The organism is Pseudomonas sp. MYb2 (genome assembly GCF_002979955.1).
Classification (GTDB): domain Bacteria; phylum Pseudomonadota; class Gammaproteobacteria; order Pseudomonadales; family Pseudomonadaceae; genus Aquipseudomonas.
This window is the reverse complement of the sequence record NZ_PCQC01000005.1, coordinates 141,593-167,468: the sequence shown is the minus strand read 5'-3', so window position 1 is coordinate 167,468 and position 25,876 is coordinate 141,593. Positions and strand designations below refer to the sequence as shown.

The following is a 25,876-nucleotide window of genomic DNA, read 5'->3' as shown; positions in this document are numbered from 1 at the left end:
GCTTAAGGCCGCGAAGCGGCGTCAGTGACCACGAAGGACCTGGGCAACGGTCGCAACGTTGTGGGCGAGGTGCAGCGGATTGATCGTGCCGACAATAGCACTGGCCACGCCAGGCTGGGCGAACAGCAATTCAAAACTGGCGCGCACCGGGTCCACGCCCGGGCTCAGGCAAACATGACCGCTGGCCAAGGCTTTTTTCACCAGAATGGCTTTGCCGTGCGCAGCAGCATAGTCAATGACAGTCTTCTCGTTTTGTTCGTTCAGATTGTAGGTGACCATCGCGCAGTCGCCTTGCTCCAATGCTTTCAAGCCGCCTTCGACGGTTTTGCCGGAGAAGCCGAAGCCACGAATCTTGCCCTCGGCCTTGAGCGCCGCGAGGGTGGCGTACACCTCTTCGTGCTCGAGGATCGCCATGTCATTGCCGTCAGAGTGCACCAGCACCAGATCGATAAAATCGGTTTCAAGACGTTGCAGGCTGCGCTCGACCGACATTCGCGTGTGCGTCGCGCTGAAATCGTGGTGCGACAGACCATCGGCAAACTCTTCGCCGACCTTGCTGACGATCACCCAGTCCTGACGCTGGCCGCGCAATAGCGGGCCGAGGCGTTCTTCGCTGCGACCGTACGCCGGGGCGGTGTCGATCAGGTTGATCCCCAGTTCGCGGGCTTGCCGGAGCAGCATCCGCGCTTCGTCGTCGCCGGGAATCTGGAAACCGTTGGGGTATTTCACCCCTTGGTCGCGGCCCAGTTTCACGGTGCCCAGGCCCAGTGGCGAAACCATCAGGCCAGTGCTGCCCAGCGGACGGTGCAAGTCATGCAGGTTGGCGATACTCATGGCAGCAATTGCTCCCAGGCTGGAACGCCCATCGGGGGCTGCGGCAAGGCCGGCAACGGTTGGTGGGCCTGCGGCTGTATGCCGTCGCGTTGCAGGGCGGTGATCACGCGGTCGGCGAAATCTGGCGCCAGCGCCAGTTTGGTCGGCCAACCCACCAGCAGGCGACCTTCTTCGGCAAGGAAAGCGTGGTCCGGGCGAGTCAGCCCGGTTTGCAGTGGTTCGGCGCGATCCACCCGCAGGGTCGCCCATTGCGTGGTGCTGAGGTCGATCCACGGCAGCAACTGGGCGATTTCTTTTTGCGCGGTGGCGATTTGCTCGGCGGGCTCGCGATGGACACCTTCGCTCTCGGCGATGTCGCCGCCCATGTACCAGACCCAGTTGCCATCCGCCGCCGGGTGCGTGGTCACGGTGATGCGCGGTTTGGTGCCGCCGCCCAGGCAGTGTGCGTACAGCGGCTTCAGCCCAGGGCCTTTGGCGATGATCATGTGCAGCGGGCGGCGTTGCATGGCCGGCCGGCTGAGGTTCAGGGTTTCGAGCAATTGCGCGGTGCCGGCGCCCGCGCTGAGAACGATACGTTGTGCGCGAATCTCGCGGCCATCGACTCTGAGGCCGACCAGCACACCGGCTTCCAGCAGCGGCTCGATGATTTGTCCGGCAAGCAAGCCATCGCCGGCCAGATCGGCCAGGCGCTGAACCAGGCTCGGCACATCCACCACCAGCTCGGCCAGGCGGTAGACCTTGCCTTTGAAGCGCTTGTCTTGCAGGGCTGGCGGCAGTTGCTCGCCCTTGACCTGATCAACCCGGCCACGCACGGCTTTACTGGCGAAGAAACTGGTGAGGTTGCCCGCCAGTGTGCCCGGCGACCACAGGTAGTGAGCCTCGGAAAGCAGGCGCACCCCGGACAGGTCCAATTCGCCGTCGCCGGCCAACGCTTCACGCCAGCGGCGCGGCATGTCGGCGATGGCTTCCGAAGCACCCGTCAACGCACCGTGCAGCGCGTATTTGGCACCGCCGTGGATGATCCCTTGCGACTTCACAGTCTGCCCGCCGCCGAGGCTGGCGCTTTCCACCAGCACGGTCGAAAAACCCTGACGGCGCAGACGCGCATTCAGCCAGAGGCCGGCGACACCAGCGCCGACAATCAGAACGTCGGTGGAAATAACGGATGGCATGCAGCGACCTCAGTGTTCAAGACGAGGGCGCAGTATACAGACTCGGGAAAGAGGCGGATTTGTCGATGATCAACAGAGGGAATGCAAACCTGTAGGAGTGAGCCTGCTCGCGATAGCGATCTGTCATTCAACATTTATGTCGTCTGACAGACCGCTATCGCGAGCAGGCTCACTCCTACAGGGGGATGCGTCTTGGCTTTAGTGGCCGGCAGTTTTCGAGAACAGCTGGATCACGACGACGCCGAGCACGATCAACGCCATCCCGAGCATCGCCGGCACATCCAGTTTTTGCCCGTAGATGAACAGCGCCGCGACGCTGACCATGACGATGCCCATCCCGGCCCACACCGCGTAGGCCACGCCGACCGGAACGGTGCGCACCACCAGGATCAACATCCAGAACGCGATGGCGTAGCCCACGATCACCACCAGCAAAGGCAGCGGCGTGCTGAAGCCTTTGACCGCTTTCATCGAGACGGTGGCCATGACTTCGGCACAAATGGCGATGGCAAGGTAGGCGTAGGCGTTCATGTGTATTCCTCAAGTGGAGCGTTACTGTCTGAGGTCGGCATTCTAGTGATTCTCCAGATGCGGTAAAGTCATTACCTATCTGTTGGAAAGATGGGTGGGGCGCGCAGCATGCAGTGGAATCTAGATCAATTACGCACATTTATCGCGGTCGCCGATCAACGCTCGTTCTCCGCCGTGGCGCGTCAGCAGCGCAAAGCGCAGTCCGCGGTCAGCAGCGCGATTGCCATGCTCGAGGACGATCTGGGCGTCAGTCTGTTCGAGCGCAGCAGCGGCCGCCAGCCAACCCTCACCGAAGCAGGTGAAGCGCTGCTCGAAGAAGCACGGGAAGTGCTGCGCCAGTGCGAACGCCTTAACGGGCGTGCCATGGCGATGATGCGTGGCCAGGAAGCGCAACTGCGCGTCGCCCAGGACGAGGCGATGCCGTATCAGGCGCTGGTGGAAAGTTTCGGCGCCCTCGCCGAGCAATTCCCCAGTCTCGAAGTGCAACTGACCAGCGCCGCCCAAGGTGAAGTCGCGCGCAAACTGGTGGAGCGGCGCGCCGATCTCGGCCTGCTGTTCTATCACGATGAAATCCCTGAGGCGCTGGAGCGGCGCGTGCTCGGCAGCGTGGAAATGGTCACGGTCTGCGGGATCAATCATCCGCTGGCCAAACAGTCCTACGTGACCTGCGAGCAACTGGCGCAACACCGGCAGTTGTTGATGTCGACACAAACCAGCGTCTATCCGGGCAACGAGCCGGCCAGCCCGCAGGTGTGGCGCGCCGACAGTTTCTATGTGATGGCTGAGTGGCTGGTGCGCGACCTTGGCTGGGCCTGGCTGCCCCGGCATGTGGTGCAATACTCGGCGTATCACGGCCTGATGGTCGAACTCGACAGTGAATGGACGCCGCCGGCGCTGGTGGTCGAATTGGTCTGGCGCCGCGACGAGCCCCTTGGCCCGGCCGCGAGGTGGCTGGCCGAACGTTTTGCCGTGCACTTGCGCGCGATCGGCGACAAAAGTCGATAAACTCCGCCGCCATGAATAGAACTCTCTACACCGCGCTGTTTTATCTGGGGCTGCCATTGGTGGCGATTCGGCTGTGGCTGCGGGCGCGCAAGGCGCCGGCGTACGCCAAGCGTATCGGCGAACGTTTCTCTTACGGGATGCCGGCGCTGCAACCGGGTGGCATCTGGGTACATGCGGTATCTGTTGGCGAGAGCATCGCCGCCGCGCCAATGATTCGCGCTTTGCTGCAGCGTTACCCACAACTGCCGATCACCGTGACCTGCATGACCCCGACCGGTTCGGAACGGATTCAGGCGTTGTTCACCAACGAGCCGCGTATCCAGCATTGCTACCTGCCGTATGACTTGCCATGTGCAGCGGCGCGCTTTCTGGATCGCGCGCAACCGAAGCTTGCGGTGATCATGGAAACCGAGTTGTGGCCCAACCACATTCACCAGTGCGCCAAGCGCGGCATTCCGGTGGCGCTGGCCAACGGGCGTTTGTCCGAGCGCTCCGCCAGAGGCTATGGCCGTTTCAGCAAACTCACCGCGCCGATGCTTGCCGAGATGAGCCTGTTCGCCGTGCAGACCGAAGCCGAAGCCCAGCGTTTCCGCGATCTCGGCGCGCGTCCGGAAACAGTCGATGTCACCGGTTCGATCAAATTCGACCTGACCATCGACCCGCAATTGCTGCAGCGCGCCGCTGATTTGCGCGGCCAATGGCAAGCGCAAGAGCGCCCAGTCTGGATCGCCGCCAGCACTCACGAAGGCGAAGACGAGGTGGTACTCAATGCCCATCGTCGCTTGCTGGCCAATCACCCGGACGCGCTGCTGATTCTGGTGCCGCGCCATCCAGAACGCTTCAATTCGGTGTTCGAGCTGTGCCAGCGCGAAGGCTTCGCCACGGTGCGGCGTTCGACCGGGGTCGATGTCGATGCGCAAACGTCAGTGCTGCTCGGCGACACCATGGGCGAATTGCTGTTTCTCTACGCACTGGCCGACAGCGCATTTGTCGGCGGCAGCCTGGTGGCGAACGGCGGGCACAACCTGTTGGAGCCGGCCGCGCTGGCCAAACCGGTGATCTGCGGCCCGCACTTGTTCAACTTCCTCGACATTGCGGCGCAGCTGCGTGAAGCCGGGGCGTTGGCGGAAGTGGATGATGCCGAAGGGTTGGCAGTGGAGGTGCAGCGACTGTTCGAGCTGCCGCGTGATGCACAGCGCATGGCCGAGGCCGGGCTGGCAGTGATGCGCCGTAATCAGGGCGCGTTGCAGCGGTTGCTGGATGGCTTGGGCCGACTGATCAAATAAAGCAAAAAGATCGTCCGATCGCGGCCCGAGCCTGCGGCAGCTCCTACATTGGAATGCATTTTCCTGTAGGAGCTGCCGCAGGCTCGGGCCGCGATCGGACGATCTTTTGCTTTTAAGGGCGGGCCTTGAGCTGCGCTTCGGCTGCCTTGGCCAGATCCGGCGGGAGGAAATCCTTGTCCGGGTTGTAGTCGGCCTTCAGATAACGCCGCAGATCTTCCAGATCCCCCGGATTCAACGTCCCCGCTGCCTGTTTCAAGCGCAGGTTGTCGAGAATGTAGTCGTAACGCGTGTTGTTGTAGTTGCGCACCGAGGTGTACAGCTGACGTTGCGCATCGAGCACGTCAACGATATTGCGCGTACCCACCTGATAACCGATTTCCGTGGCTTCCACCGCGCTCTGGTTGGAAATGATTGATTGCTTGCGCGCCTGGACCTGCTCGACGTCGGTGTTCACCGCGCGATGCAGGTTGCGGGTGTTCTCGACGATCTGCCGACGCAGGGATTCGCGCTGCTGCTCGCTCTGATCCAGTTGCGCGTAAGACTGGCGCACCTGCGAACTGGTCAGCCCGCCGCTGTAGATCGGGATGTTCAGTTGCAAGCCGACCGTGCTCTGTTCGACGTTGCCCCCGTAAGGCGCGCCGAATGAATTCGGGTTGCCGAAACCGAGGGCGTCGTTGTCACCTTTTTCATATTTGGCCACGGCGTCGAGGGTCGGCAAGTGGCCGGCCTTGCGCTGCTTCAGGGTTTGTTCGGCCGAGCTGACGGCAAAATTGCTCGCCAGCAGATTGAGGTTCTGTTTCGCTGCGGTATCGACCCAGGCCTTGGCGTCATTCGGCGCCGGCGGCAGGATCGGCAGCGAATGGACGATGCCTTGAATCGAGTTGTACTGACGGTTGGTCAGGGTGATCAGCGCTTCAAACGCATCATCGACCTGACGCTGGGCGACGATACGGTTGGCGCGTGCGGTGTCGTAACTGGCTTGCGATTGCAGTACGTCGGTCTTGTCCGACAGACCGACATCGAAGCGCTCGTTGGACTGATCGAGCTGGCGCTTGAACGCGGCTTCTTCAGCCTTGGTCGAGGCCAGGTTGTCCTGGCTGCGCAGCACGTTGAAATAGCTTTCGGCCGATTGCAGGATCAGATTCTGCTCGGTCGCCGACAGTTGCAGTGCCGCTTGCTCATTGACGTCCTTGGCCGCTTGGTACTGGAACCAGCGATCGGCGCGGAACAACGGTTGCGCAAGGGTCGCCTGATACGAGTGCGCGCTGCGATTGGCAATGGCCGAGGGCTGATCGATCGAGGTGCGCACGTTGGCGGTCTCGGCACCGCCGGAAAGATTCGGCAGCAACCCGGCGCGGGCCTGCGGCACCACTTCTTTCTGCGCGCCGTACTGGGCGCGCGCAGCGGCCAGATCGGCATTGTTGTCGACCGCTTCCTGATAGACGCTGACCAGATCGGTTTTGGTTGACAAGGGCGCTTCTGCTGCCCAGGCCATTGCGTTGGACGCACAAGACACGGCAACAGCCAGTGAGAGTTTGCGCAGCATGAGGCGATCCCTAGCATTAATATTATGGAAGTAATCCGGGCGCCAAAGGTACGGCGCAGGCCCCGCAGCGTCAAGGCGTGGCGGGGCAAGGCGAGTGTAGTTGCGCAATCGGTTCACAACAATCGGCCAAGCCCCTGTATTTGCGCCATTCATCATGGTGATTGCTGCGGTGTTGGCGTTCTTTGCCAGTTGTGTCTAGACTGGCCGGGTTCTTGTCGGGGTGCCTTGCTATGAGGCTGAGATCGAATAATTTCGGATCCCGTTGAACCTGATCAGGTTAGCGCCTGCGTAGGGAACAAGATTTCTCGTCACCCGGCGAGTCCTCTTGTGCTTCGTCCGGGAAATTGTTCGACAATCGAACGCTCGACGACGATGCACAGCACCGGTCCTGGTGCGTCCGTGCCTTTCAGGTTCTGCTCCGACAATCCACTGCCTGGATGCTGTCTGGAGAGCCCGTGATGACTACAAAATCAAAAAACGCGATCAACCTGAGTGACTCGGCCAAGGTCGACGAACAATCGGTCAAGCCGTTCACCCGTTCGCAAAAAGTCTACGTTCAGGGCTCGCGCCCGGACATCCGCGTACCGATGCGCGAAATCACCCTCGATGTGACCCCGACCGACTTCGGCGGCGAAATCAACGCGCCAGTCACCGTCTACGATACCTCGGGCCCGTACACCGATCCGAACGTGGTGATCGATGTGCGCAAAGGCTTGGGCGACGTGCGTTCGGCGTGGATCGATGACCGTGGCGACACCGAGCGCCTGGCAGGCCTGAGCTCCAACTTCGGTCAAGAACGTCTGGCCGATGCCGAGCTGACCAAGCTGCGTTTCGCCCACGTCAACAACCCGCGCCGCGCCAAGGCCGGTGCCAACGTCAGCCAGATGCATTACGCCCGTAAAGGCATCATCACCGCCGAGATGGAATACGTCGCCATCCGCGAAAACATGAAGCTGCAAGAGGCCCGCGCCGCCGGCCTGTTGACGCAACAACACGCCGGCCACAGCTTCGGCGCGAGCATCCCGAAAGAAATCACTGCCGAATTCGTCCGCGAAGAAATCGCCCGTGGTCGCGCGATCATTCCGGCCAACATCAACCACGTTGAACTGGAACCGATGATCATTGGCCGTAACTTCCTGGTGAAGATCAACGGCAACATCGGCAACAGCGCCTTGGGTTCTTCGATCGAAGAAGAAGTGGCGAAACTGACCTGGGGCATTCGCTGGGGTTCGGACACCGTGATGGACTTGTCCACCGGTAAACACATCCACGAAACCCGCGAATGGATCATCCGCAACTCGCCAGTGCCGATCGGTACCGTGCCGATCTATCAGGCGCTGGAAAAAGTGAACGGCGTCGCCGAAGACCTGACCTGGGAGCTGTTTCGCGACACGCTGATCGAGCAGGCGGAGCAGGGCGTCGACTACTTCACCATCCACGCCGGCGTGTTGCTGCGCTACGTGCCGTTGACCGCCAAGCGCGTGACCGGCATCGTTTCCCGTGGCGGCTCGATCATGGCCAAGTGGTGCCTGGCGCACCACAAAGAGAACTTCCTCTACACCCACTTCGACGAAATCTGCGAAATCATGAAGGCCTACGACGTCAGCTTCTCGCTGGGCGATGGTCTGCGTCCGGGCTCGATTGCCGATGCCAACGATGAAGCGCAGTTCGGTGAACTGGAGACCCTTGGCGAGCTGACCAAGATTGCCTGGAAGCACGACGTGCAGTGCATGATCGAAGGCCCGGGTCACGTGCCGATGCAGTTGATCAAAGAGAACATGGACAAGCAGCTGGAGTGCTGCGACGAGGCGCCGTTCTACACCCTCGGCCCGCTGACCACCGACATCGCGCCGGGCTATGACCACATCACCTCGGGTATCGGTGCGGCGATGATCGGCTGGTTCGGTTGCGCGATGCTTTGCTACGTGACGCCGAAGGAACACTTGGGCCTGCCGAACAAGGATGACGTGAAGACCGGGATCATCACCTACAAGATCGCGGCGCATGCGGCGGACTTGGCCAAAGGGCATCCGGGCGCGCAGATTCGCGACAACGCCTTGAGCAAGGCGCGTTTCGAGTTCCGTTGGGAAGACCAGTTCAACCTCGGTCTCGACCCCGACACCGCCCGTTCGTATCACGATGAAACCCTGCCGAAGGATTCGGCCAAGGTCGCGCATTTCTGTTCGATGTGCGGGCCGAAATTCTGCTCGATGAAGATCACCCAGGAAGTTCGCGAGTACGCGGCCAACCAGCGCATCGATGCGGTCGACGTGGACGTCGCCCAAGGCCTGGCGGAACAGGCCGAGCGGTTCAAGAAGGAAGGCAGTCAGCTGTACAAGAAGGTTTGACCCCTTACTGATCGTTCCCACGCTCCGCGTGGGAATGCAGCCCGTGACGCTCCGCGTCACTGGACGCAGAGCGTCCCTAGAGGCATTCCCACGCAGAGCGTGGGAACGATCACAACACAACAACAAATGTCCCTCTGAGATAACACCCTTGAGCATTCAACCCAGCACCTATTCCCCCGACCTCGCCGTGCCCGCCGACAAGCGTGTGTTCGGCGGTCGTGATCTGTTTTCCCTGTGGTTCTCCCTCGGCATCGGCCTGATGGTTTTGCAGACCGGCGCACTGCTCGCGCCAGGCTTGGGCCTGTCCGGTTCGCTGCTGGCGATTTTCCTCGGCACGCTGGTCGGCGTGCTGCTGTTGGCCGCCGTCGGCGTGATCGGCAGCGATACCGGTCTGTCTTCGATGGCCGCGCTGAAACTCAGCCTCGGCAGCAAAGGCGCGAGCCTGCCGGCGCTGCTCAACTTGCTGCAACTGATCGGTTGGGGCTCGTTCGAAATCATCGTCATGCGCGACGCTGCGAGCCTGCTCGGCACCCGCGCGTTCAGCGAAGGTTCGCTGTGGTCGAACCCAGTGTTGTGGACGTTGTTTTTCGGCGCCCTCGCGACGTTGCTGGCGGTCAGCGGGCCGCTGACTTTCGTCCGGCAGATTCTACGCAAGTGGGGCATCTGGTTGCTGCTGGCAGCGTGCATCTGGCTGACCTGGAACCTGTTTGCCAAAGCCGATCTGGCCGATCTCTGGTCGCGTGCCGGTGACGGTTCGATGCCGTTCGCCGTGGGCTTCGACATTGCTATCGCGATGCCGCTGTCGTGGCTGCCGCTGATCGCCGACTACTCACGTTTCGGCAAGCGTGCGAAGAATGTTTTCGGCGGTACCGCCGTCGGTTTCTTCATCGGCAACTTCTGGCTGATGAGCCTCGGCGTCGCCTACACCCTGGCCTTCGCGCCGAGCGGTGAAGTCAACGCGCTGCTGCTGGCGCTGGCCGGTGCCGGACTGGGTATTCCGCTGTTGCTGATTCTGTTGGACGAGTCGGAAAACGCCTTCGCCGACATTCACTCGGCTGCGGTTTCGAGCGGGATTCTGTTGCGCCTGAAAGTCGAGCATCTGGCCTTGGCCATCGGCGTGATCTGCACGCTGATCGCCCTGCTGGCGCCGTTGGCGCAGTACCAGAATTTCCTGCTGCTGATCGGCTCGGTGTTTGCGCCGCTGTTCGGCGTGGTGCTGGTCGATCACTTCATCCTGCGCAAGCGCAGTGCTCAGGTCGCGTCAGCCGCGTTGCGCTGGCCGGCGTTGTTGGCGTGGCTGGGTGGCGTGAGCACCTACCACTTGCTGGCGAATCTGTATCCGGATGTCGGCGCAACCCTGCCGGCGCTGGTGCTGGCAGGGCTGTTGCAGCTAGTACTCGGTCGGGCCTTCAGTTACGGCCGGGAAACAGCTCGGGCTTGAGAATGCCGTTCAGACGCGGATAAGGAATCTTCAGTTCGACGTGGCCCAGCGCGTAAGGCGCGATGGTGGTCACGTCGTACTTGAGGATCACGCCGCCATAGGTCAGCGCCACGTTCGGGGTTTTCACGAACGGCCAGTTCGCCACGAACTCCGGCTCCTGATCGAGCTTGGTGCTGATCAACCAGCTGTTGTGCGCCACCTGCGCCGCTTTCCAGAATGCGTCTTCCTGACCTGGCAGCAACATGTCGGACAGGTTCAGCACCTTGTGCTGCTGGCGCGAATAGTTGATGAAACCGCGACCCGGTGTGCCATGCGCGCCGCCGGTGTCGAGGTAGCTCGACACCTCGATGATCACCAAGCCGTCATGCTGTTCGCGTACTTTTGCTTGCAGGTAGCTGCTGTTGCGCGGGCCGGCGCTGGCCAGAAACTGCTCGCGATAGGCCGCCAGGGTGGGCGCCACCGGCGCGTTTTTCTCGGTGCGGGTCATTTGCAGCAGACGTTTTTCGATGATGCCGTTCAGCGCAGGTTCGGCCGGGAAGCGCAGGGTGTCGATGTTCACCAGTGGGCAGTCAGGGTTGGAACAACCGGGTTTCAGTTGTTCCGACGCATCGCGGGTGGTTTCCAGCGGCGTGCGGTAGTTGGGCTGGAACAGGCTGGCGCAAGCGCCCAGGGTCAGGGCGATGGCGGCCACGGAGGCAATTTTGAAAAGCGACATGGGCGTCCTTTCGAAAGCAAGGGAAGGCAAAAAGTTACCGCTTCGACTCTCCACGAAGCAGTCAGTTCGCCACTAAGCTAATTAGAGTGCGTTTCGCCGCCACCGTCCATCCCGCTGACGGTAAAGGGGCTGCATCAAACCGTGCGGGCGCGTTAGGATGGCGCGAAGTCGAGGTTGCCAGTCACATACAGCAACCTCGTAATGGATCTGCAGTAAAGAGGATGCTCATGACTGATTTTGCCAACGCCATTCCGACCGCCGTCGATATCGTGCGGCGCGAAAAATGCTTCGAGGGCTTTTACAAGCTCGACCGTGTTCACCTGCGCCATGAATTGTTCGCCGGTGGCATGAGCCGCGAAATCAACCGTGAAATATTTGTCCGCCACGATGCCGTGTGCATGCTGCCCTACGATCCGCAGCGCGACGAAGTGGTGTTGATCGAGCAGTTTCGCATCGGCGCCATGGGCAAGACCGACAATCCGTGGCTGGTCGAGCTGGTCGCCGGTCTGATCGACAAGGACGAGCAACCGGAAGAAGTTGCTCATCGCGAAGCTCAGGAGGAAGCTGGGCTGGACATCAAGGCCCTGTGGCCGATGACCAAGTATTTCCCGTCGCCGGGCGGTAGCAACGAATTCGTGCACTTGTATCTGGGGCGTTGCAACACCGAAGGCGTTGGCGGCCTGCATGGCCTGGAAGAAGAGGCAGAAGATATCCGCGTCACGGTCTGGGCCTTTGAAGATGCCTTGCAGGCCGTCCGTGACGGACGCATTGCCAATGCGGCGAGCATCATCGCCTTGCAGTGGCTGGCGCTGAACCGCGCCGAAGTGAGGGGGTTATGGTCGTAAACAAGTTGCGCGATCGCTATCGAGTCGACCTCGCGGGGCTGCAAGCCGCCTGCGAGGCCAACTACGCGCGTCTGATGCGACTGGTTCCGGACATGCGCAACGAGCCCGAGGCGCGGCGCATCGCCGTGACTCAAGGCGAGCAGATGCTCGGCGTGCTGGCCCTCGAAGTGCTGCAAACCTGCCCATACACCACGACGTTGCAAGTGCGCCAGGAACACAGCCTGCCCTGGTTGCCGGTGCCGCAACTGGAAGTGCAGGTCTATCACGACGCACGCATGGCCGAAGTGGTCAGCGCCGAACATGCACGACGCTTTCGCGGCATCTATCCTTATCCGAACGCGGCCATGCATCAACCGGATGAAAAAGCCCAGCTCAATCTGTTCCTGGGGGAATGGCTGAGTCATTGCCTGGCGTTGGGGCATGAGTACGAAGTCGTACGCTAGTTGTGAACTGCGTCCGGTTCGACGGTTTCCTCTTTTACTGATCCCCCAGCATAATTGCGGCACTCGATCGATTCCGTGCTTTTGCCTTGGGAGAACGCCTTGCCGAGCGTATCCACGTTGACCACCGCCGATCCGGCGTTGCTGGTGCAGTTGTCCGACAGCCATTTGTTCGCTGACGCGGACGGTACGCTGCTGGGCATGAATACCCGCGAGAGCCTGCAAAAAGTCATTGAGCTGGTACTGGGGCAGCAGCCGCAGATCGACCTGGTTCTGGCCACCGGGGATATCTCGCAGGACGGCACGCTGGAGTCGTATCAGCAGTTTCGCCAGATGAGCGCGCAGATCGACGCACCGGCGCGGTGGATTCCCGGTAATCACGACGAACCGATGATAATGGCCCAGGCCGCCGTGCAGAGCACGCTGCTGGAGCCGGTGGTCGATATCGGCAACTGGCGGGTGACGCTGCTGGATTCGGCAGTGCCGGGCTCGGTGCCGGGGTATCTGCAGGACGATCAACTGCAACTACTGGCGCGCTCTTTGAGCGAAGCGCCGGAACGCCATCATCTGGTGTGCTTTCACCATCATCCGGTGCCGATCGGGTGTGCGTGGGCAGAGCCTATCGGCCTGCGCAATCCAGACGCGTTTTTCGAAGTGCTGGATCGTTTTCCACAGGCTCGTGCGGTGTTGTGGGGGCATGTGCATCAGGCGTTTGATCGCGAGCGCAACGGCGTGCGCCTGATGGCATCGCCGTCGACCTGCATTCAGTTCGAGCCGGGCAGTGAGGACTTCAAGGTGGGGGAGCAGGCGCCTGGGTATCGGTGGTTGCGGTTGTTACCGGATGGTCGCTTGGAAACCGGCGTCGAACGCGTCAGCGGTTTTGCCTTCACGGTTGATTACGGTTCCAACGGCTACTGATCGAATCAAAAGCCCCTCACCCCAGCCCTCTCCCGGAGGGAGAGGGGGCCGACCGAGGTGTCTTTCGCTATCCATCGACCTGAAGCAGCGTTGTCGATTATGGATTCACAGCAAGGCGTTCAGGTCGATGTAGTTCGTAAATATCCCCCATTCGGTCCCCTCTCCCTCCGGGAGAGGGCTAGGGTGAGGGCCGCTCCTGCTGAATGACCAATTTCTCGAAACCACCCCCCAATCCAATCTTCTCTCCCTGTAAACTCCGCAAACCCAAACCGACACTCAGGGAGCTCAAATGTCCGGTTCGATCCTCTATATCCACGGTTTCAACAGCGCCCCGGCCTCGAAAAAGGCCTGTCAGCTGGTAACGGTGATGGAGCAACTGGGTTTGAGCGAGCAACTGCGTGTTCCGGCCCTGCATCACCATCCGCGCGAAGCCATCGGTCAGTTGGAGCGAGCAATCGCCGAGCTGGGCAGCCCGCTGCTGGTGGGAAGCTCCCTCGGCGGCTACTATGCGACTCACCTGGCCGAGCGCCATGGTCTGAAAGCCCTGCTGGTCAACCCGGCGGTCAGCCCGCACCGGATGTTCGACGGCTATCTGGGCACGCAGAAAAACCTGTATACCGATGAAACCTGGGAATTGACCCACGACCACGTCACGGCCCTGGCCGAACTGGAAGTGCCTGCGCCGCAGGATGGCCAGCGCTATCAGGTATGGTTGCAGACTGGCGATGAAACACTGGATTATCGCCTCGCCCAGCAGTATTACCGCGCCTGTGCCTTGCGCATTCAGGCCGGCGGCGACCACAGTTTTCAGGGTTTTGCCGGGCAATTGCCGGCGCTGCTGAGTTTTGCCGGCATTGGCGCCGATGTGTATTCGGCAATCGATTTCACCGCACTGTGAAGTCTTGCCCCTATTTCATGAATGACTGACGACGAGACCCTATGGCCACTCCCAGCGCTAGCTCTTATAACGCCGACGCCATCGAAGTCCTCTCGGGCCTCGACCCGGTGCGCAAACGCCCCGGCATGTACACCGACACCAGTCGGCCGAACCACCTCGCCCAGGAAGTCATCGACAACAGCGTCGACGAAGCCTTGGCCGGCCACGCCAAATCGGTGCAGGTCATCCTGCACGCCGACCACTCGCTGGAAGTCAGCGACGACGGCCGTGGCATGCCGGTCGACATCCATCCGGAAGAGGGTGTGTCGGGCGTCGAACTGATCCTCACCAAACTCCATGCGGGCGGCAAGTTTTCCAACAAGAACTACCAGTTCTCCGGCGGTCTGCACGGTGTGGGTATTTCCGTGGTCAACGCCTTGTCGACCGAAGTCCGCGTACGTGTAAAACGTGATGGCAACGAATACCAGATGACTTTCGCCGATGGCTACAAGGCCACCGAGCTGGAAATCGTCGGTACTGTCGGCAAGCGCAACACCGGTACCAGCGTGTACTTCGCGCCGGACCCGAAATACTTCGATTCACCGAAATTCTCCATCAGCCGCCTCAAGCACGTGCTCAAGGCCAAGGCTGTGCTGTGCCCGGGGCTGCTGGTCAGCTTCGAAGACAAAGGCACCGGCGAGAAAGTCGAATGGCATTACGAAGACGGCCTGCGCTCCTATCTGGTCGATGCCGTCAGCGAATTCGAACGCCTGCCGAACGAGCCGTTCTGCGGCGCTTTCGCGGGTAACAAAGAAGCGGTCGACTGGGCGCTGCTGTGGTTGCCGGAAGGTGGCGATGCGGTACAGGAAAGCTACGTCAACCTGATCCCGACGGCGCAGGGCGGTACCCACGTCAACGGTTTGCGTCAGGGCTTGCTCGATGCCATGCGCGAATTCTGCGAATTCCGCAGCTTGCTGCCGCGCGGCGTGAAGCTGGCGCCGGAAGACGTCTGGGAACGTATCGCGTTCGTCCTGTCGATGAAAATGCAGGAGCCGCAATTCTCCGGCCAGACCAAAGAGCGTCTGTCGTCGCGTGAAGCGGCGGCGTTCGTCTCCGGTGTGGTCAAGGATGCCTTCAGCCTGTGGCTCAACGCCAACCCGGAAACCGGTCTGGCGCTGGCTGAACTGGCGATCAACAACGCCGGCCGCCGCCTCAAGGCAAGCAAGAAAGTCGAGCGTAAGCGCGTCACCCAGGGCCCGGCGTTGCCGGGCAAACTGGCGGATTGCGCCGGGCAGGACCCGATGCGTTCCGAGCTGTTCCTGGTCGAAGGTGATTCCGCCGGCGGTTCCGCCAAGCAAGCGCGGGACAAGGAGTTCCAGGCGATCCTGCCGTTGCGCGGCAAGATTCTCAACACCTGGGAAGTCGACGGCAGCGAAGTGCTCGCCAGCCAGGAAGTGCACAACATCGCCGTGGCCATCGGTGTCGATCCGGGCGCGGCGGACATGAGCCAGCTGCGCTACGGCAAGATCTGCATCCTCGCCGACGCCGACTCCGACGGTCTGCACATTGCGACATTGCTCTGCGCCTTGTTCGTCCAGCATTTCCGCCCGCTGGTGGATGCCGGTCACGTCTACGTCGCCATGCCGCCGCTGTACCGCATCGACCTGGGCAAAGAGATCTACTACGCCCTCGACGAAGCCGAGCGCGATGGCATTCTCGACCGCCTGGTCGCCGAGAAGAAACGCGGTAAGCCGCAAGTCACCCGATTCAAGGGGCTGGGTGAAATGAACCCGCCGCAGCTGCGCGAAACCACCATGGACCCGAACACTCGGCGTCTGGTGCAATTGACGCTGGGCGAAGACTACGCACAAACCTCGGAAATGATGGACATGCTGCTGGCGAAGAAACGCGCCGGCGACCGCAAGACCTGGCTCGAATCCAAAGGCAACCTCGCCGAGGTGCTGACCTGATGCAGTTTGGCTGGGCCTTGGCGGGAGCCTTGCTGCTGAGTTCAATGAGCGTGTCGGCCGAGCCGATACAGGAACTGCGCCTGCTCGCCGAGCATCCGGTCGACGGCATGCGCGGCGGCAACCTGTCGGGGCTGGCGTTGTGCGGCAATGAGTTGTGGACGGTGTCTGATCGCGATGACGATCAGATTTACCGTCTCGATACCCGCGATCAGGTCTGGCAGGCCGAAACCGTGCACATCGACGTCCCGCCGGTGCCTGAAAGCGGCTTGCCGTGGGGCCTCAGCTCGCGTACCTGGGCGGCGTCGTTTATCCGTGGTGGCGAGCTGGACTTCGAAGGCATCACCTGCGACAGCGCCGGCAACCGCTACATCGTCAGCGAGGCACATGCAGCCGTGTTGCAAGTGCCACCTCAAGGCCCGGCGTCGTGGCTGAAAATCTCGCCGATGCTGGTGAAAGAAGCCCGGGCCAGTGGCATGTTGCTGCACTTCAATGCGTTGTTCGAGGGCTTGGCGATCAATCCGGCGGGCGATCAGTTGTGGTTGGCGGCCGAGCGCGAGCGTCGCGGCCTGCTGAAGATCAAGCGCCAGCAAACGGTTTGGGATTGCGACGGTGCTTGCGTGCTGCTCAGCGAAGCCGGGGTCGAAATGCAGCCGTCGCAGTTTCCCAAGGCGCGCGCCGTGACTCGCGATTTTGCTGACCTGTCGCTGTTCAATGGCAAGCTGTTTACCCTTGAGCGTAATGCCTTTCAGATCTGCCGCCGCGATGCAGTAACCGCTAAGGTCGAGCAATGCTGGTCGTACGCCGAAGACGCTTTGCAGCCGCAACGCCGCTATTCCCAGGCCTATGGCCTGGCGGAAGCGCTGGTGGTGGATGCGCAGGGCGCATGGATCGGCCTCGACAATAATGACGGCGTCCGTGCCGACGGCGAAAAACGTCCGATCGTCTGGCGTTTCGCCGCACCTGACGGTGGCTGGAGCGCCAAGCCGTGAGCCAGCAACCGCCGGGCAAGCGCGCCGGTCGCGCGCTGATGATTCTGGCGTGGTGCGCGGCGCTGTTTCTGGCTACGCGGTTCTTTGGCCAGTGGGAGCAGCGTCAGCAGAATCCGAATGTGGTGGTCAGTTCGCAGCAAGGCGAAGGTTTTATCGAAGTGAAACTGGCGGGCAACGCCCAAGGGCATTTTGTCGCCAGCGGTCAGATCAACGGCGAACCGGTCGAGTTCATGCTCGACACCGGCGCAACCGATGTAGCGATCCCGGCGGATCTGGCCAAGCGATTGAAGCTGGAAGAAGGTTTCGGTGTGACCCTGAGCACGGCCAATGGCCTGAGCCAGGGCTACCGGACAAAAATTGCCCGCCTGCAACTGGGCGACATCGTGCTGCGGGATGTTCGCGCACTGGTGGCGCCGGGGCTGCATGGCGATCAGGTGCTGCTTGGCATGAGCGCCCTGAACAAACTTGAATTTACTCAGCGCGGTGGCACCATGCTGCTGCGCCAGACAACGAACCGATGAGGCCTGCATGAGCAACCCCCTTGATCTCAGCCTGGACGGTGTAGAACGCCGCTCGCTGGCCGACTTCACCGAAAGTGCCTACCTCAACTACTCCATGTACGTGATCATGGACCGTGCTCTGCCGCATATCGGCGACGGCCTGAAACCGGTACAGCGTCGCATCATTTATGCGATGAGCGAGTTGGGGCTGGACGCCGATTCCAAGCACAAGAAATCGGCGCGTACCGTCGGTGACGTACTCGGTAAATTCCACCCGCACGGCGACTCGGCGTGCTACGAAGCGATGGTGCTGATGGCCCAGCCGTTCAGCTATCGCTACACGCTGGTCGACGGTCAGGGTAACTGGGGTGCGCCGGACGATCCGAAGTCCTTCGCCGCCATGCGTTACACCGAAGCGCGTTTGTCGCGTTATTCCGAAGTGCTGCTCAGCGAGCTGGGTCAAGGCACTGCCGATTGGGGCCCGAACTTCGACGGCACCCTGCAGGAACCGCTGGTGTTGCCGGCGCGTCTGCCGAACATTCTGCTCAACGGCACCACCGGCATCGCCGTGGGCATGGCCACCGACGTGCCGCCGCATAACCTGCGTGAAGTGGCGACCGCTTGCGTGCGTTTGCTCGATGAGCCGAAAGCCACGGTCGAGCAGCTCTGCGAGCACATTCAGGGCCCGGACTATCCGACCGAAGCGGAAATCATCACGCCGCGCGCCGACCTGCTGAAAATGTACGAAACCGGCAAGGGCTCGGTGCGCATGCGTGCCGTGTACCACGTCGAGGACGGCGACATCATCGTCACCGCGCTGCCGCACCAGGTCTCCGGTGCGAAAGTGCTGGAGCAGATCGCCGCGCTGATGCAGGCGAAACCGTCGAAAGCCCCGCAGATCGCTGATCTGCGCGATGAATCCGACCACGAAAACCCGTGCCGCATCGTGATCATTCCGGTCAACAGCCGCGTTGATCACGACGCGCTGATGCAGCACCTGTTCGCCAGCACCGAGCTGGAGTCGACCTACCGGGTCAACGTCAACATCATCGGTCTGGACGGCAAGCCACAGCTGAAAAACCTCCGCGCCTTGCTGGTTGAATGGCTGGAATTCCGCGTGCAGACCGTGCGTCGCCGCCTGCAATTCCGCCTCGACAAGGTCGAGCGTCGCCTGCACCTGTTGGACGGTTTGTTGATCGCTTACCTCAACCTGGATGAAGTGATCCACATCATTCGTACCGAGGAACACCCGAAAGCCAAGCTGATCGAGCGTTTCGCCCTCAGCGAGATTCAGGCCGACTACATCCTCGACACCCGTCTGCGTCAGTTGGCGCGACTGGAAGAGATGAAGCTGCGCGACGAGCAGGACGAACTGCTTAAAGAACAAGCCAAGCTGCAAGCGCTGCTGGGCAGCGAAGCCAAGCTGAAGAAGCTGGTGCGCACCGAACTGCTGAAAGACGCCGAAACCTATGGCGATGATCGCCGTTCGCCGATCGTCGAACGTACCGAAGCGAAAGCGCTGACCGAGCACGATCTGCTGCCGAACGAGAAAGTTACCGTCGTGCTGTCGGAAAAAGGCTGGATCCGTTCGGCCAAGGGCCACGACATCGACGCAACCGGCCTGTCGTACAAGGCTGGCGACGGCTTCAAAACTTCGGCGGCGGGGCGTTCCAACCAGTCTGCCGTGGTGATTGACTCCACTGGCCGCAGCTATTCGGTCGCCGCGCACACGTTACCGTCGGCCCGTGGCCAGGGCGAACCGTTGACCGGTCGTCTGACGCCACCGCCGGGTGCGACGTTTGAATGCGTGCTGATGCCGGAAGACGATGCGTTGTACGTGATCGCGTCCGACGCCGGTTACGGTTTCGTCGTCAAAGGTGAAGACCTGCAAGCCAAGAACAAGGCCGGCAAGGCTTTGTTGAGTCTGCCGAACAACGCCAAGGTGATTGCGCCGCGTCCGGTGGCTGATCGCGAGCAGAACTGGCTGGCCTCGGTGACGACCGAAGGTCGCCTGCTGATCTTCAAAATCAGCGATCTGCCACAATTAGGGAAGGGCAAAGGCAACAAGATCATCGGTATTTCCGGTGAGCGGGTGGCCAGTCGCGAAGAATATGTTACGGACATCGCCGTCATTCCGGAAGGCGCCACCCTGGTGCTGCAGGCCGGAAAACGGACCCTGTCGCTGAAGGCTGAAGACCTCGAACACTACAAAGGTGAGCGCGGTCGACGTGGTAACAAGCTTCCGCGTGGCTTCCAACGGGTCGATGCGCTGCTCGTCGAAAACCTCAATTAGGCGTCCTAGAGGCGTCGATCCACGATTTAACGCGTAGATCGACGCTTTGGCGCTGGAGTCGGAACGCATATTCACGGATGATATGCCCTTTCCAAGCGCCGGCGTGGCCGAGCGTTCTTCATATTTATTGAGTATTTTCACTGTGGTCAGCCTTGTGGCGGCCACCTGGACGGGATGATGACTGCTCTGCGCCCCCTTATTTTTCTGCTCGCCGGCGTTTTGGGCCTGGCGGGTTGCAGCGTTCACCAGCCGGTGTCGCTGTATCAACTGGACAGCGGAAGTCCGGTTCAGCCTGCGCAAAGCGCAGGCATGGCGATTTTGTTAGGGCCGGTGGTCTTGGCCGACTACCTGCAACGTGAAACATTGCTGCAACGTCAGCCGGACGGCAGTCTGCAGGCGGCGACCGACGGTCGTTGGGCCGGTAGTCTTTCGTCGGATATTGACCAGCTGTTGATGCGTCAGGTTGCAGGTCATCTCGACAGCCAGCGTGTGGTGCTGGCACCGGCCACCAGTGGGTTTACCCCGGATGTGCAGGTGTTGCTGACCATCACGCGTCTGGACTCCGGCGAGAAACAACCGGCGATCCTTGATGCGCAATGGCGCTTGATCGATCGTCGTGGTCAGGTGCGCGATAACCGTATCGTCCATCTGCAAGAGCTGCATGCCGGCAGCACGGCTTCGCAGGTGCAGGCGCAGGGCATTTTGCTGCAGCGTCTGGCCGAGCAATTGTCCGTGGCACTCAAGCCACTGGCCAATCAGCCTCCGGTGGCTGAGGCACCGCGTAAATCGGCACCAAAACCGGCCGCGCCGGCGGCGGAAGCCGAGAAGCAGCCGAAGATTCCGATGGCTTCGCCGATTCGTACGGATATGGAAGTGTTCCGCTTCTAACGCCGGATCGAATCAAACAGAGCCCGCCTTGTGCGGGCTTTGTTGTGTCTGGGGTTCTGCGTGAAAGATCAAAAGCCCCTCACCCCAGCCCTCTCCCCGAGGGAGAGGGAGCTGACCGAGGTGTCTGGCGCTATGCATCGACCTGAAAGAGCTTGGCGATTATGGATTCCGTAGGACAGGGGCAGGTCGGTGTGGCTCTGGAATATCCCCGGGTCAGTCCCCTCTTCCGGAAGGAAAGGGGACTGACCGAGGTGTCTGGCGCTATGCATCGACCTGCAAGCGCTTGGCGGTTATGGATTCAAAGCAGGACGTGCAGGTCGGTGTATTCCGGCAATATCCCCGGATCGGTTCCCTCTCCCTCTGGGAGAGGGCTAGGGTGAGGGGCCCTTCAGTCACCCACAAAAAAACCCGCAGACAATCGCTTGTCTGCGGGCTTCTTCACATCAGGCCTGGAACTTAAGCCCGGCGCTCATGCATCCGCGCCAGTTGCCGTTCCAGCATCGACGGATAAGGCTCCATCAACCGCTCCACGCAGCAAGCACCCTCAGGGCTGGCAATCGGGCGGATTCGCGCACGTTGGCGAATCAGCGTGTCATCGCTGATCTTGCGCTCCACCAGCAGCAGGTTGCGGCTGTGTTGCGACAGGGCCAGTGCGTCCTGCGCCGAGTCGGTCAGCAGCAGATCAATCTGGCTCAGGCCAAACAGTTCGTCACCCAAAGTCAGGCCCAACTGCAATTGCAGGGTGATGCCGCTGTCTGCGACTTCGATCTGCAATTGATGGCCCAGCGCCCGCAGCAGCTCGCCGCAGCAGATCGCATTGGTCAGGTAGTCGTCGCCGCTGTCTTCGGTGTGGAACAGCATCAGTGTGCTGCCATCGTTCAGCGTTTCGATTTCGCCCTGATACAACGACGCGGCCTGATCGAGGCAGTCGCGATAACGCTCCAGCAATTCTTCCAGGCGCGCGCGTGGCAGGCGACGCAATTGCTCTTGCGAACCCAGTTGCACCGCCAGCACCGCGCTGTGTTGTGGCACGCTTGGCGTGGCCTTGCGGGTTACCGGTTGCGGTGCGGTATCGAGTGACTCGTCGCGCAGATCGGCAAAGGCGTCGTCGTCGTCATCGTCTTCAACAGTGCTGACCACGTGGCGCGGCGCCGGTTTCTGTGCGGCCAGCGGACGGCTTTCGTCAAAGCTCGGATCACGCAGGTTGCGCACCTCGAACTCCGGTTCGTCGTCCTCTTCCTCTTCGAACTCGGGTTCCGGCTCAGGCTTGGGCGCGGGTTCCGGGGCGAAGTCGGCGTGCAACTGCCGCGCCAGATCGCCGATCTCGTCCTGACGATCAGTGCCCGGTGTATGTTCATCGATATGGCGCAGCCAGACGCGCAATTGCAGCAGCGGCGTCGACAAGTAGCGGCCCATACGCAGGCTCAGGGCCAGCGACAGTGCCAGCAGAATGCCGCTGAGAATGCCCATGCTTTGCAGGCTGATGGTCATCGGCTGCTGGAACTGATCCATGTCCAGGCTGATGCGCAGTTGCCCGGCAGTCACGTCCTGGAAAGTGATCTTGCTCTCGTACATGCCTTCGGCTTCGCCCAGCAGGCTGTGCTTGGGGCGCTGACCGGACTCGGCGAGGATGCGGTTATCCACGCTGTAGATCGCCGCGTGGGCGACCAGTTTGTTCTTGGTCAGGTTGTTGAGCAGCACGTTGAGGCTGAGGATGTCATTGGACACCAACAGCTCCGTGGCCGAGGTCGCGGTCTGCGTGGTCAGGCTTTCGCCCAGCGCATCGGCCTGCTGGTGCATGGCCTGCTTGAATTGCAGGCCCATCACGCAGGCATAGATCACCAGGGCCAGAGCGACCAGGATCACGTTATGGCTGGCAATGCGCAATGCAATCGGTACACGGCGGTGGCGCAGTGCACGGAAGATCAGCAGGAAGAAGTTATCGGTTTTAACTGGCGTGGGCCGGTTCACTGAGCTCGGCTCTTTTGTCCGTGAAGTTGACGCGCAGTATAGCGACAGGCCCTAGACCGGCAAAGCGCTCGCGGTGCCCGATGGTCACTGAAAGTGGGTAGAATGCGGTTTTTTTCCAGTTGCGGGGGTGCGCGTTGCGCGAAATCGTCCTGATTAACATCACGGGAGTCGACCGTCCGGGTCTGACGGCAGCCATTACCGGTGTTCTGGCACAAGGTGGTGTGAACATTCTCGACATCGGTCAGGCGGTGATCCACGACACCCTGTCGTTCGGCATCCTGGTTGAAATTCCCGATTCGGAGCAGGGTAAATCCGTGCTCAAGGACATCCTGTTCAAGGGCTACGAGCTCGACCAACAGGTGCGCTTCACTCCGGTGTCCGAAGAGGATTACCAGCAGTGGGTGGGCAATCAGGGCAAGAAACGCCATATCGTTACCCTGCTGACCCGCAAAGTGACCGCCGGCCAATTGCAGGCCGTCAGCTCGATCACCGCCAAATACGGTCTGAACATCGACCACATCGACCGTCTGTCGGGTCGCATGCCGCTGGACACCCCGGCCGACAAGGGCAAGGGCTGCATCGAGTTTTCCGTGCGTGGCGAAGCGGCCGATCCGCAGGCGCTGCGTGCCGAATTCCTCAGCGTTGCCCAGGAACTGAACGTCGACATCGCCTTCCAGGAAGATTCGCTGTTCCGTCGCAACCGTCGTCTGGCGGTGTTCGACATGGATTCGACCTTGATCGAAGCCGAAGTCATCGACGAACTGGCCAAGGCTGCCGGCGTGGGTGAGCAGGTGTCCGCAATCACTGAGCGGGCGATGGCCGGCGAACTGGACTTCCGCGCCAGCTTCAAAGAGCGTCTGGCCTTGCTCAAAGGCCTGGACGTCAGCGTGCTGGATTCGATTGGCGCCTCGCTGCGTCTGACCGAAGGCGCCGAAACGCTATTTGCCGAGCTCAAGCGTCTGGGCTACAAGACCGCGATTTTGTCTGGTGGCTTCACCTATTTCGCCAAGCAATTGCAGGCCAAACTCGGCATCGACTACGTGTTCGCCAACGAACTGGAAGTGGTCGATGGCAAGTGCACTGGCGTGGCAATCGAGCCGATTGTCGATGCGCAGCGCAAGGCTGACCTGTTGAAAGAATTGGCGCACAAGGAAGGTTTGCGTCTGGAGCAGACCATTGCCGTGGGCGATGGCGCGAACGATCTGCCGATGCTGGCGATTGCCGGTTTGGGTGTGGCGTTCCGTGCCAAGCCGCTGGTCAAGCAATCGGCGAAGCAGGCGATTTCGACGTTGGGTCTGGATGGTGTGCTGTATCTGCTGGGCTTTCGCGATCGTGATGGGCAGTTGTAATTAAAGAGCAAAAGATCGCAGCCTTCGGCAGCTCCTACATAGGTTTCCTGTAGGAGCTGCCGCAGGCTGCGATCTTTTGCTTTAGAGTGATTTCCACAACGAATCAAAATCCTCCTCGCTCGCGCCATTCTGCGCGGCCTCCAGCGAGCGATAAGCAAACTGATTGAAACTGTGCGTACTCGCCACCCGACGATCCAGGCCGGCGCGGTGTTCTTCGCCCTGGGTGTTGATCAGTACTTTATTGCCTTCCTGAAACGGCAATCGCGGCGCCAGCAAGGTTGCCGGTAAGTCGATCGAACTGATCTCCGGTAACAAGAGTCCGCGCAGATACTGACTGTGATCGTCCCTCGAACGCACCAATTGCAAGCCGCACGGCTGCGCATGCGGTGCCACCAGTTCGATGCCCATTTGCGTGCCGCCACCGCGCACCTGACGAATCCAGCGGATCACCGCAATGCTCCAGCCCAGACTGACGCTGTCCTGAATGCCGAGCATTTCCCCGGCCTGCAGTTCGGCGGGCACCTCATTTGGCCACGCCAGGCAATAACCGCCGGGGCTGTGATTGATCACCGGCAGGGCATAGGTTGGATAGTGCGGCACCGCGTCGGCACTGCTTTCGTCTTCGACGAGGTGGTCGTACTGGATTTCTTCGTAGGGCAAAAACTGCTCATTGTTTTGCGGTGCGGCATCGAACGCCTGGCTCCAGCTGTCTTTTTCGCCTTGGGCCACCGCTCGACTGAAATTCGCCGCTCGGGCGCCGGGGTGTTTGAGCAGGTCGCTGAACGTGCGCTCGCCACCCAGATAAAAGTGCAGGGCGCTCATGCCGACGCACACGGTCAGATTGCCCTGGCCCACGGTGCGCTGAAAACTGCGCTCAGCGGCCTGGCCCCAAGTGGCATGCAAGTGTTGCAGGGTGTCGAAGCTGAGCCCGGTCGGGATCGCTAAGGGCGTCGACGTGTCCTGATGCAGCAAGTGCGCTTCGAGGGTGTTTACCAGCGGTTGCGGATCGAAACCGAGTAGTCCCGCTTGTTGCTCGCTGCGGAACATGCTGCGGTAACGCGGCCCGGCATCGATTTCGGCGCTGACCGCGAACAAGCCGGCATCTGCGCGCGCAGGCTGCAGTTTGAGCAAGGCACTCCACGGTTCAAGCACTTCGGCGAGGCGGGCGATCTGATTTTGCCGCAGTTGATTGCAACGAGCGCTGCCCAGCAGCAGGGCGGCGATGTAGGCCTGTTCCAGGCTCAACTCTGTGGTCAGGCTGGCCAGGTCGTCATGCACCCGGTGCTGTTGCAGTTGCAACTCACACGCTGTGCGATATAGCTGATGCAGTTCGAACCACAGGTGTTCCGGCGGTGGACTGTACAGTTGCGTGGCGCGCACAAGTTGGCCCTTCAAAGCATGTGCCGCGCGTTGCAGGGCCGTGCTGACCAGTACTGCGCGATCTTTGCCGTATTTCGGCGTAATACGCAGGACGATCTGTTTGTAGCCGATGGCCAGTTGACTTTGCAGGGCCTGACACAGGTTGCTGATCTTGCGCGAGCGTTCGTCGAGCATGATCGCCTGATGCAGAAAATGCCGCTCCAGATGCTGGCAGACGAAATAAACTTCCGGTCGCAGCAATTCGAGCAATTGCAGGCGATTGCCGCTGGGGGTGAGCAATTGATTGAGTTCGCCCAGGCTTTGATACAGCAGGCGGGCGGTTTCGCCGATGTTGGCCTTGGGCAGGCCGGCGATCCAGCGCTTAAGGTCGCGCGGAGTGGCTTCGCAAAATGACAGGCGCGGCTGACTTGGGGTCGGGGCGCGCAACTGTGGGGAGGATATGGTCTGGCTCATGCCAAAAACCATAGCAGCAAATAAGCGAACTGGTGTTCAACCTGTAGGAGCTGCCGAAGGCTGCGATCTTTTGATTTCGATTTTAAAAACCAGAATCAAGAGATCGCAGCCTTCGGCAGCTCCTA

Annotated in this window: 21 protein-coding genes and 1 riboswitch; of the genes, 14 read left to right on the top strand and 7 right to left on the bottom strand. The window is 61.0% G+C overall.

The annotated features are described in order from the left end of the window. Nucleotides 1-21: 21 nt before the first annotated feature. From CQ009_RS10160 to CQ009_RS10145, 3 genes are all read right to left on the bottom strand, one after another. Nucleotides 22-834: an aldo/keto reductase gene (locus CQ009_RS10160; RefSeq protein ID WP_064387803.1), complete on the bottom strand. Its 813-nt coding sequence runs from the start codon at nt 832-834 to the stop codon at nt 22-24. After that, nucleotides 831-2,006 (bottom strand): FAD-binding oxidoreductase, encoded by a 1,176-nt coding sequence (locus CQ009_RS10155; protein ID WP_105705925.1) that lies wholly within the window; start codon nt 2,004-2,006, stop codon nt 831-833. Before CQ009_RS10155 ends, CQ009_RS10160 begins: the two co-directional genes overlap by 4 nt. A 198-nt stretch (nt 2,007-2,204) precedes the next feature. Next, nucleotides 2,205-2,537 carry a multidrug efflux SMR transporter gene (locus CQ009_RS10145; RefSeq protein ID WP_105705923.1) on the bottom strand — a complete coding sequence of 111 codons (333 nt, stop codon included), beginning with the start codon at nt 2,535-2,537 and terminating at the stop codon, nt 2,205-2,207. A gap of 108 nt (nt 2,538-2,645) precedes the next feature. Here CQ009_RS10145 and CQ009_RS10140 point away from each other — a divergent pair, with 108 nt between their 5' ends. Next, entirely contained in the window at nt 2,646-3,542 is an 897-nt protein-coding gene (locus CQ009_RS10140) for a LysR family transcriptional regulator (protein ID WP_064387813.1), read from the top strand. Between the two features lie 11 nt (nt 3,543-3,553). After that, on the top strand, nt 3,554-4,828 hold the full coding sequence (waaA, locus tag CQ009_RS10135; protein ID WP_105705921.1) for a lipid IV(A) 3-deoxy-D-manno-octulosonic acid transferase: 1,275 nt from the start codon (nt 3,554-3,556) through the stop codon (nt 4,826-4,828). A 112-nt stretch (nt 4,829-4,940) separates the two neighbouring features. On the opposite strand, the gene CQ009_RS10130 is transcribed toward waaA, so the two are convergent. After that, a complete protein-coding gene (locus CQ009_RS10130; RefSeq protein WP_064387806.1) occupies nt 4,941-6,374 on the bottom strand; it encodes a TolC family outer membrane protein in 1,434 nt (477 codons plus the stop codon). Nucleotides 6,375-6,580: 206 nt separating this feature from the next. Next, nucleotides 6,581-6,686, top strand: a riboswitch (TPP riboswitch). 146 nt (nt 6,687-6,832) lie between these two features. Here CQ009_RS10130 and thiC point away from each other — a divergent pair. Then, complete coding sequence (thiC, locus tag CQ009_RS10125) at nt 6,833-8,722, top strand: phosphomethylpyrimidine synthase ThiC (protein WP_064387807.1); 1,890 nt, start codon at nt 6,833-6,835, stop codon at nt 8,720-8,722. A gap of 148 nt (nt 8,723-8,870) precedes the next feature. Continuing rightward, nucleotides 8,871-10,163 (top strand): putative hydroxymethylpyrimidine transporter CytX, encoded by a 1,293-nt coding sequence (cytX, locus tag CQ009_RS10120; protein WP_008079251.1) that lies wholly within the window; start codon nt 8,871-8,873, stop codon nt 10,161-10,163. Here cytX and CQ009_RS10115 read toward each other — a convergent pair. Then, nucleotides 10,132-10,878 carry an RsiV family protein gene (locus tag CQ009_RS10115; protein ID WP_105705919.1) on the bottom strand — a complete coding sequence of 249 codons (747 nt, stop codon included), beginning with the start codon at nt 10,876-10,878 and terminating at the stop codon, nt 10,132-10,134. The two genes, cytX and CQ009_RS10115, sit on opposite strands and share 32 nt — an antisense overlap. A 227-nt stretch (nt 10,879-11,105) precedes the next feature. Between CQ009_RS10115 and CQ009_RS10110 the strand changes: the two genes are divergently transcribed. The 9 genes from CQ009_RS10110 (at nt 11,106) to CQ009_RS10070 (ending at nt 20,598) form a co-directional block, all read left to right on the top strand. Further along, a complete protein-coding gene (locus CQ009_RS10110) occupies nt 11,106-11,723 on the top strand; it encodes an NUDIX domain-containing protein (protein WP_105705916.1) in 618 nt (205 codons plus the stop codon). After that, a complete protein-coding gene (locus tag CQ009_RS10105; RefSeq protein WP_064117171.1) occupies nt 11,714-12,166 on the top strand; it encodes a DUF1249 domain-containing protein in 453 nt (150 codons plus the stop codon). The genes CQ009_RS10110 and CQ009_RS10105 overlap by 10 nt, the downstream gene beginning before the upstream one ends. A 99-nt stretch (nt 12,167-12,265) precedes the next feature. Beyond that, nucleotides 12,266-13,081 carry a 3',5'-cyclic-AMP phosphodiesterase gene (cpdA, locus tag CQ009_RS10100; RefSeq protein ID WP_105705914.1) on the top strand — a complete coding sequence of 272 codons (816 nt, stop codon included), beginning with the start codon at nt 12,266-12,268 and terminating at the stop codon, nt 13,079-13,081. A gap of 289 nt (nt 13,082-13,370) precedes the next feature. Then, entirely contained in the window at nt 13,371-13,979 is a 609-nt protein-coding gene (locus tag CQ009_RS10095; protein WP_064388584.1) for a YqiA/YcfP family alpha/beta fold hydrolase, read from the top strand. Nucleotides 13,980-14,020: 41 nt separating this feature from the next. Then, on the top strand, nt 14,021-15,928 hold the full coding sequence (gene parE, locus CQ009_RS10090) for a DNA topoisomerase IV subunit B (RefSeq protein WP_105705912.1): 1,908 nt from the start codon (nt 14,021-14,023) through the stop codon (nt 15,926-15,928). Continuing rightward, entirely contained in the window at nt 15,928-16,917 is a 990-nt protein-coding gene (locus CQ009_RS10085; RefSeq protein WP_064388586.1) for an esterase-like activity of phytase family protein, read from the top strand. The genes parE and CQ009_RS10085 overlap by 1 nt, the downstream gene beginning before the upstream one ends. Then, entirely contained in the window at nt 16,914-17,438 is a 525-nt protein-coding gene (locus tag CQ009_RS10080) for a TIGR02281 family clan AA aspartic protease (protein WP_105705910.1), read from the top strand. The genes CQ009_RS10085 and CQ009_RS10080 overlap by 4 nt, the downstream gene beginning before the upstream one ends. 7 nt (nt 17,439-17,445) lie before the next feature. Continuing rightward, entirely contained in the window at nt 17,446-19,710 is a 2,265-nt protein-coding gene (parC, locus tag CQ009_RS10075) for a DNA topoisomerase IV subunit A (RefSeq protein WP_064388591.1), read from the top strand. Nucleotides 19,711-19,887: 177 nt separating this feature from the next. After that, nucleotides 19,888-20,598: a membrane integrity-associated transporter subunit PqiC gene (locus CQ009_RS10070; protein WP_105705907.1), complete on the top strand. Its 711-nt coding sequence runs from the start codon at nt 19,888-19,890 to the stop codon at nt 20,596-20,598. A gap of 456 nt (nt 20,599-21,054) precedes the next feature. On the opposite strand, the gene CQ009_RS10065 is transcribed toward CQ009_RS10070, so the two are convergent. Next, nucleotides 21,055-22,569 carry an AhpA/YtjB family protein gene (locus CQ009_RS10065; RefSeq protein WP_105705904.1) on the bottom strand — a complete coding sequence of 505 codons (1,515 nt, stop codon included), beginning with the start codon at nt 22,567-22,569 and terminating at the stop codon, nt 21,055-21,057. 134 nt (nt 22,570-22,703) lie between these two features. Here CQ009_RS10065 and serB point away from each other — a divergent pair, with 134 nt between their 5' ends. Beyond that, entirely contained in the window at nt 22,704-23,918 is a 1,215-nt protein-coding gene (gene serB, locus CQ009_RS10060) for a phosphoserine phosphatase SerB (protein WP_064388597.1), read from the top strand. An 81-nt stretch (nt 23,919-23,999) separates the two neighbouring features. Here the strand turns inward: serB and CQ009_RS10055 are convergent, their stop codons facing one another. Further along, complete coding sequence (locus tag CQ009_RS10055) at nt 24,000-25,751, bottom strand: molecular chaperone (RefSeq protein WP_105705902.1); 1,752 nt, start codon at nt 25,749-25,751, stop codon at nt 24,000-24,002. Nucleotides 25,752-25,876 lie beyond the last annotated feature (125 nt).

What these genes read in the sequence shown, in the direction of transcription:
- CQ009_RS10070 (WP_105705907.1), top strand. Translation starts at nt 19,888, where the DNA reads ATGACTGCTCTGCGCCCCCTTATTTTTCTGCTCGCCGGCGTTTTGGGC.
- CQ009_RS10110 (WP_105705916.1), top strand. Translation starts at nt 11,106, where the DNA reads ATGACTGATTTTGCCAACGCCATTCCGACCGCCGTCGATATCGTGCGG.
- CQ009_RS10130 (WP_064387806.1), bottom strand. Translation starts at nt 6,374, where the DNA reads ATGCTGCGCAAACTCTCACTGGCTGTTGCCGTGTCTTGTGCGTCCAAC.
- CQ009_RS10155 (WP_105705925.1), bottom strand. Translation starts at nt 2,006, where the DNA reads ATGCCATCCGTTATTTCCACCGACGTTCTGATTGTCGGCGCTGGTGTC.
- CQ009_RS10105 (WP_064117171.1), top strand. Translation starts at nt 11,714, where the DNA reads ATGGTCGTAAACAAGTTGCGCGATCGCTATCGAGTCGACCTCGCGGGG.
- CQ009_RS10115 (WP_105705919.1), bottom strand. Translation starts at nt 10,878, where the DNA reads ATGTCGCTTTTCAAAATTGCCTCCGTGGCCGCCATCGCCCTGACCCTG.
- CQ009_RS10085 (WP_064388586.1), top strand. Translation starts at nt 15,928, where the DNA reads ATGCAGTTTGGCTGGGCCTTGGCGGGAGCCTTGCTGCTGAGTTCAATG.
- waaA (WP_105705921.1), top strand. Translation starts at nt 3,554, where the DNA reads ATGAATAGAACTCTCTACACCGCGCTGTTTTATCTGGGGCTGCCATTG.
- CQ009_RS10095 (WP_064388584.1), top strand. Translation starts at nt 13,371, where the DNA reads ATGTCCGGTTCGATCCTCTATATCCACGGTTTCAACAGCGCCCCGGCC.
- parE (WP_105705912.1), top strand. Translation starts at nt 14,021, where the DNA reads ATGGCCACTCCCAGCGCTAGCTCTTATAACGCCGACGCCATCGAAGTC.
- CQ009_RS10145 (WP_105705923.1), bottom strand. Translation starts at nt 2,537, where the DNA reads ATGAACGCCTACGCCTACCTTGCCATCGCCATTTGTGCCGAAGTCATG.
- thiC (WP_064387807.1), top strand. Translation starts at nt 6,833, where the DNA reads ATGACTACAAAATCAAAAAACGCGATCAACCTGAGTGACTCGGCCAAG.
- parC (WP_064388591.1), top strand. Translation starts at nt 17,446, where the DNA reads ATGAGCAACCCCCTTGATCTCAGCCTGGACGGTGTAGAACGCCGCTCG.
- CQ009_RS10160 (WP_064387803.1), bottom strand. Translation starts at nt 834, where the DNA reads ATGAGTATCGCCAACCTGCATGACTTGCACCGTCCGCTGGGCAGCACT.
- CQ009_RS10055 (WP_105705902.1), bottom strand. Translation starts at nt 25,751, where the DNA reads ATGAGCCAGACCATATCCTCCCCACAGTTGCGCGCCCCGACCCCAAGT.
- CQ009_RS10140 (WP_064387813.1), top strand. Translation starts at nt 2,646, where the DNA reads ATGCAGTGGAATCTAGATCAATTACGCACATTTATCGCGGTCGCCGAT.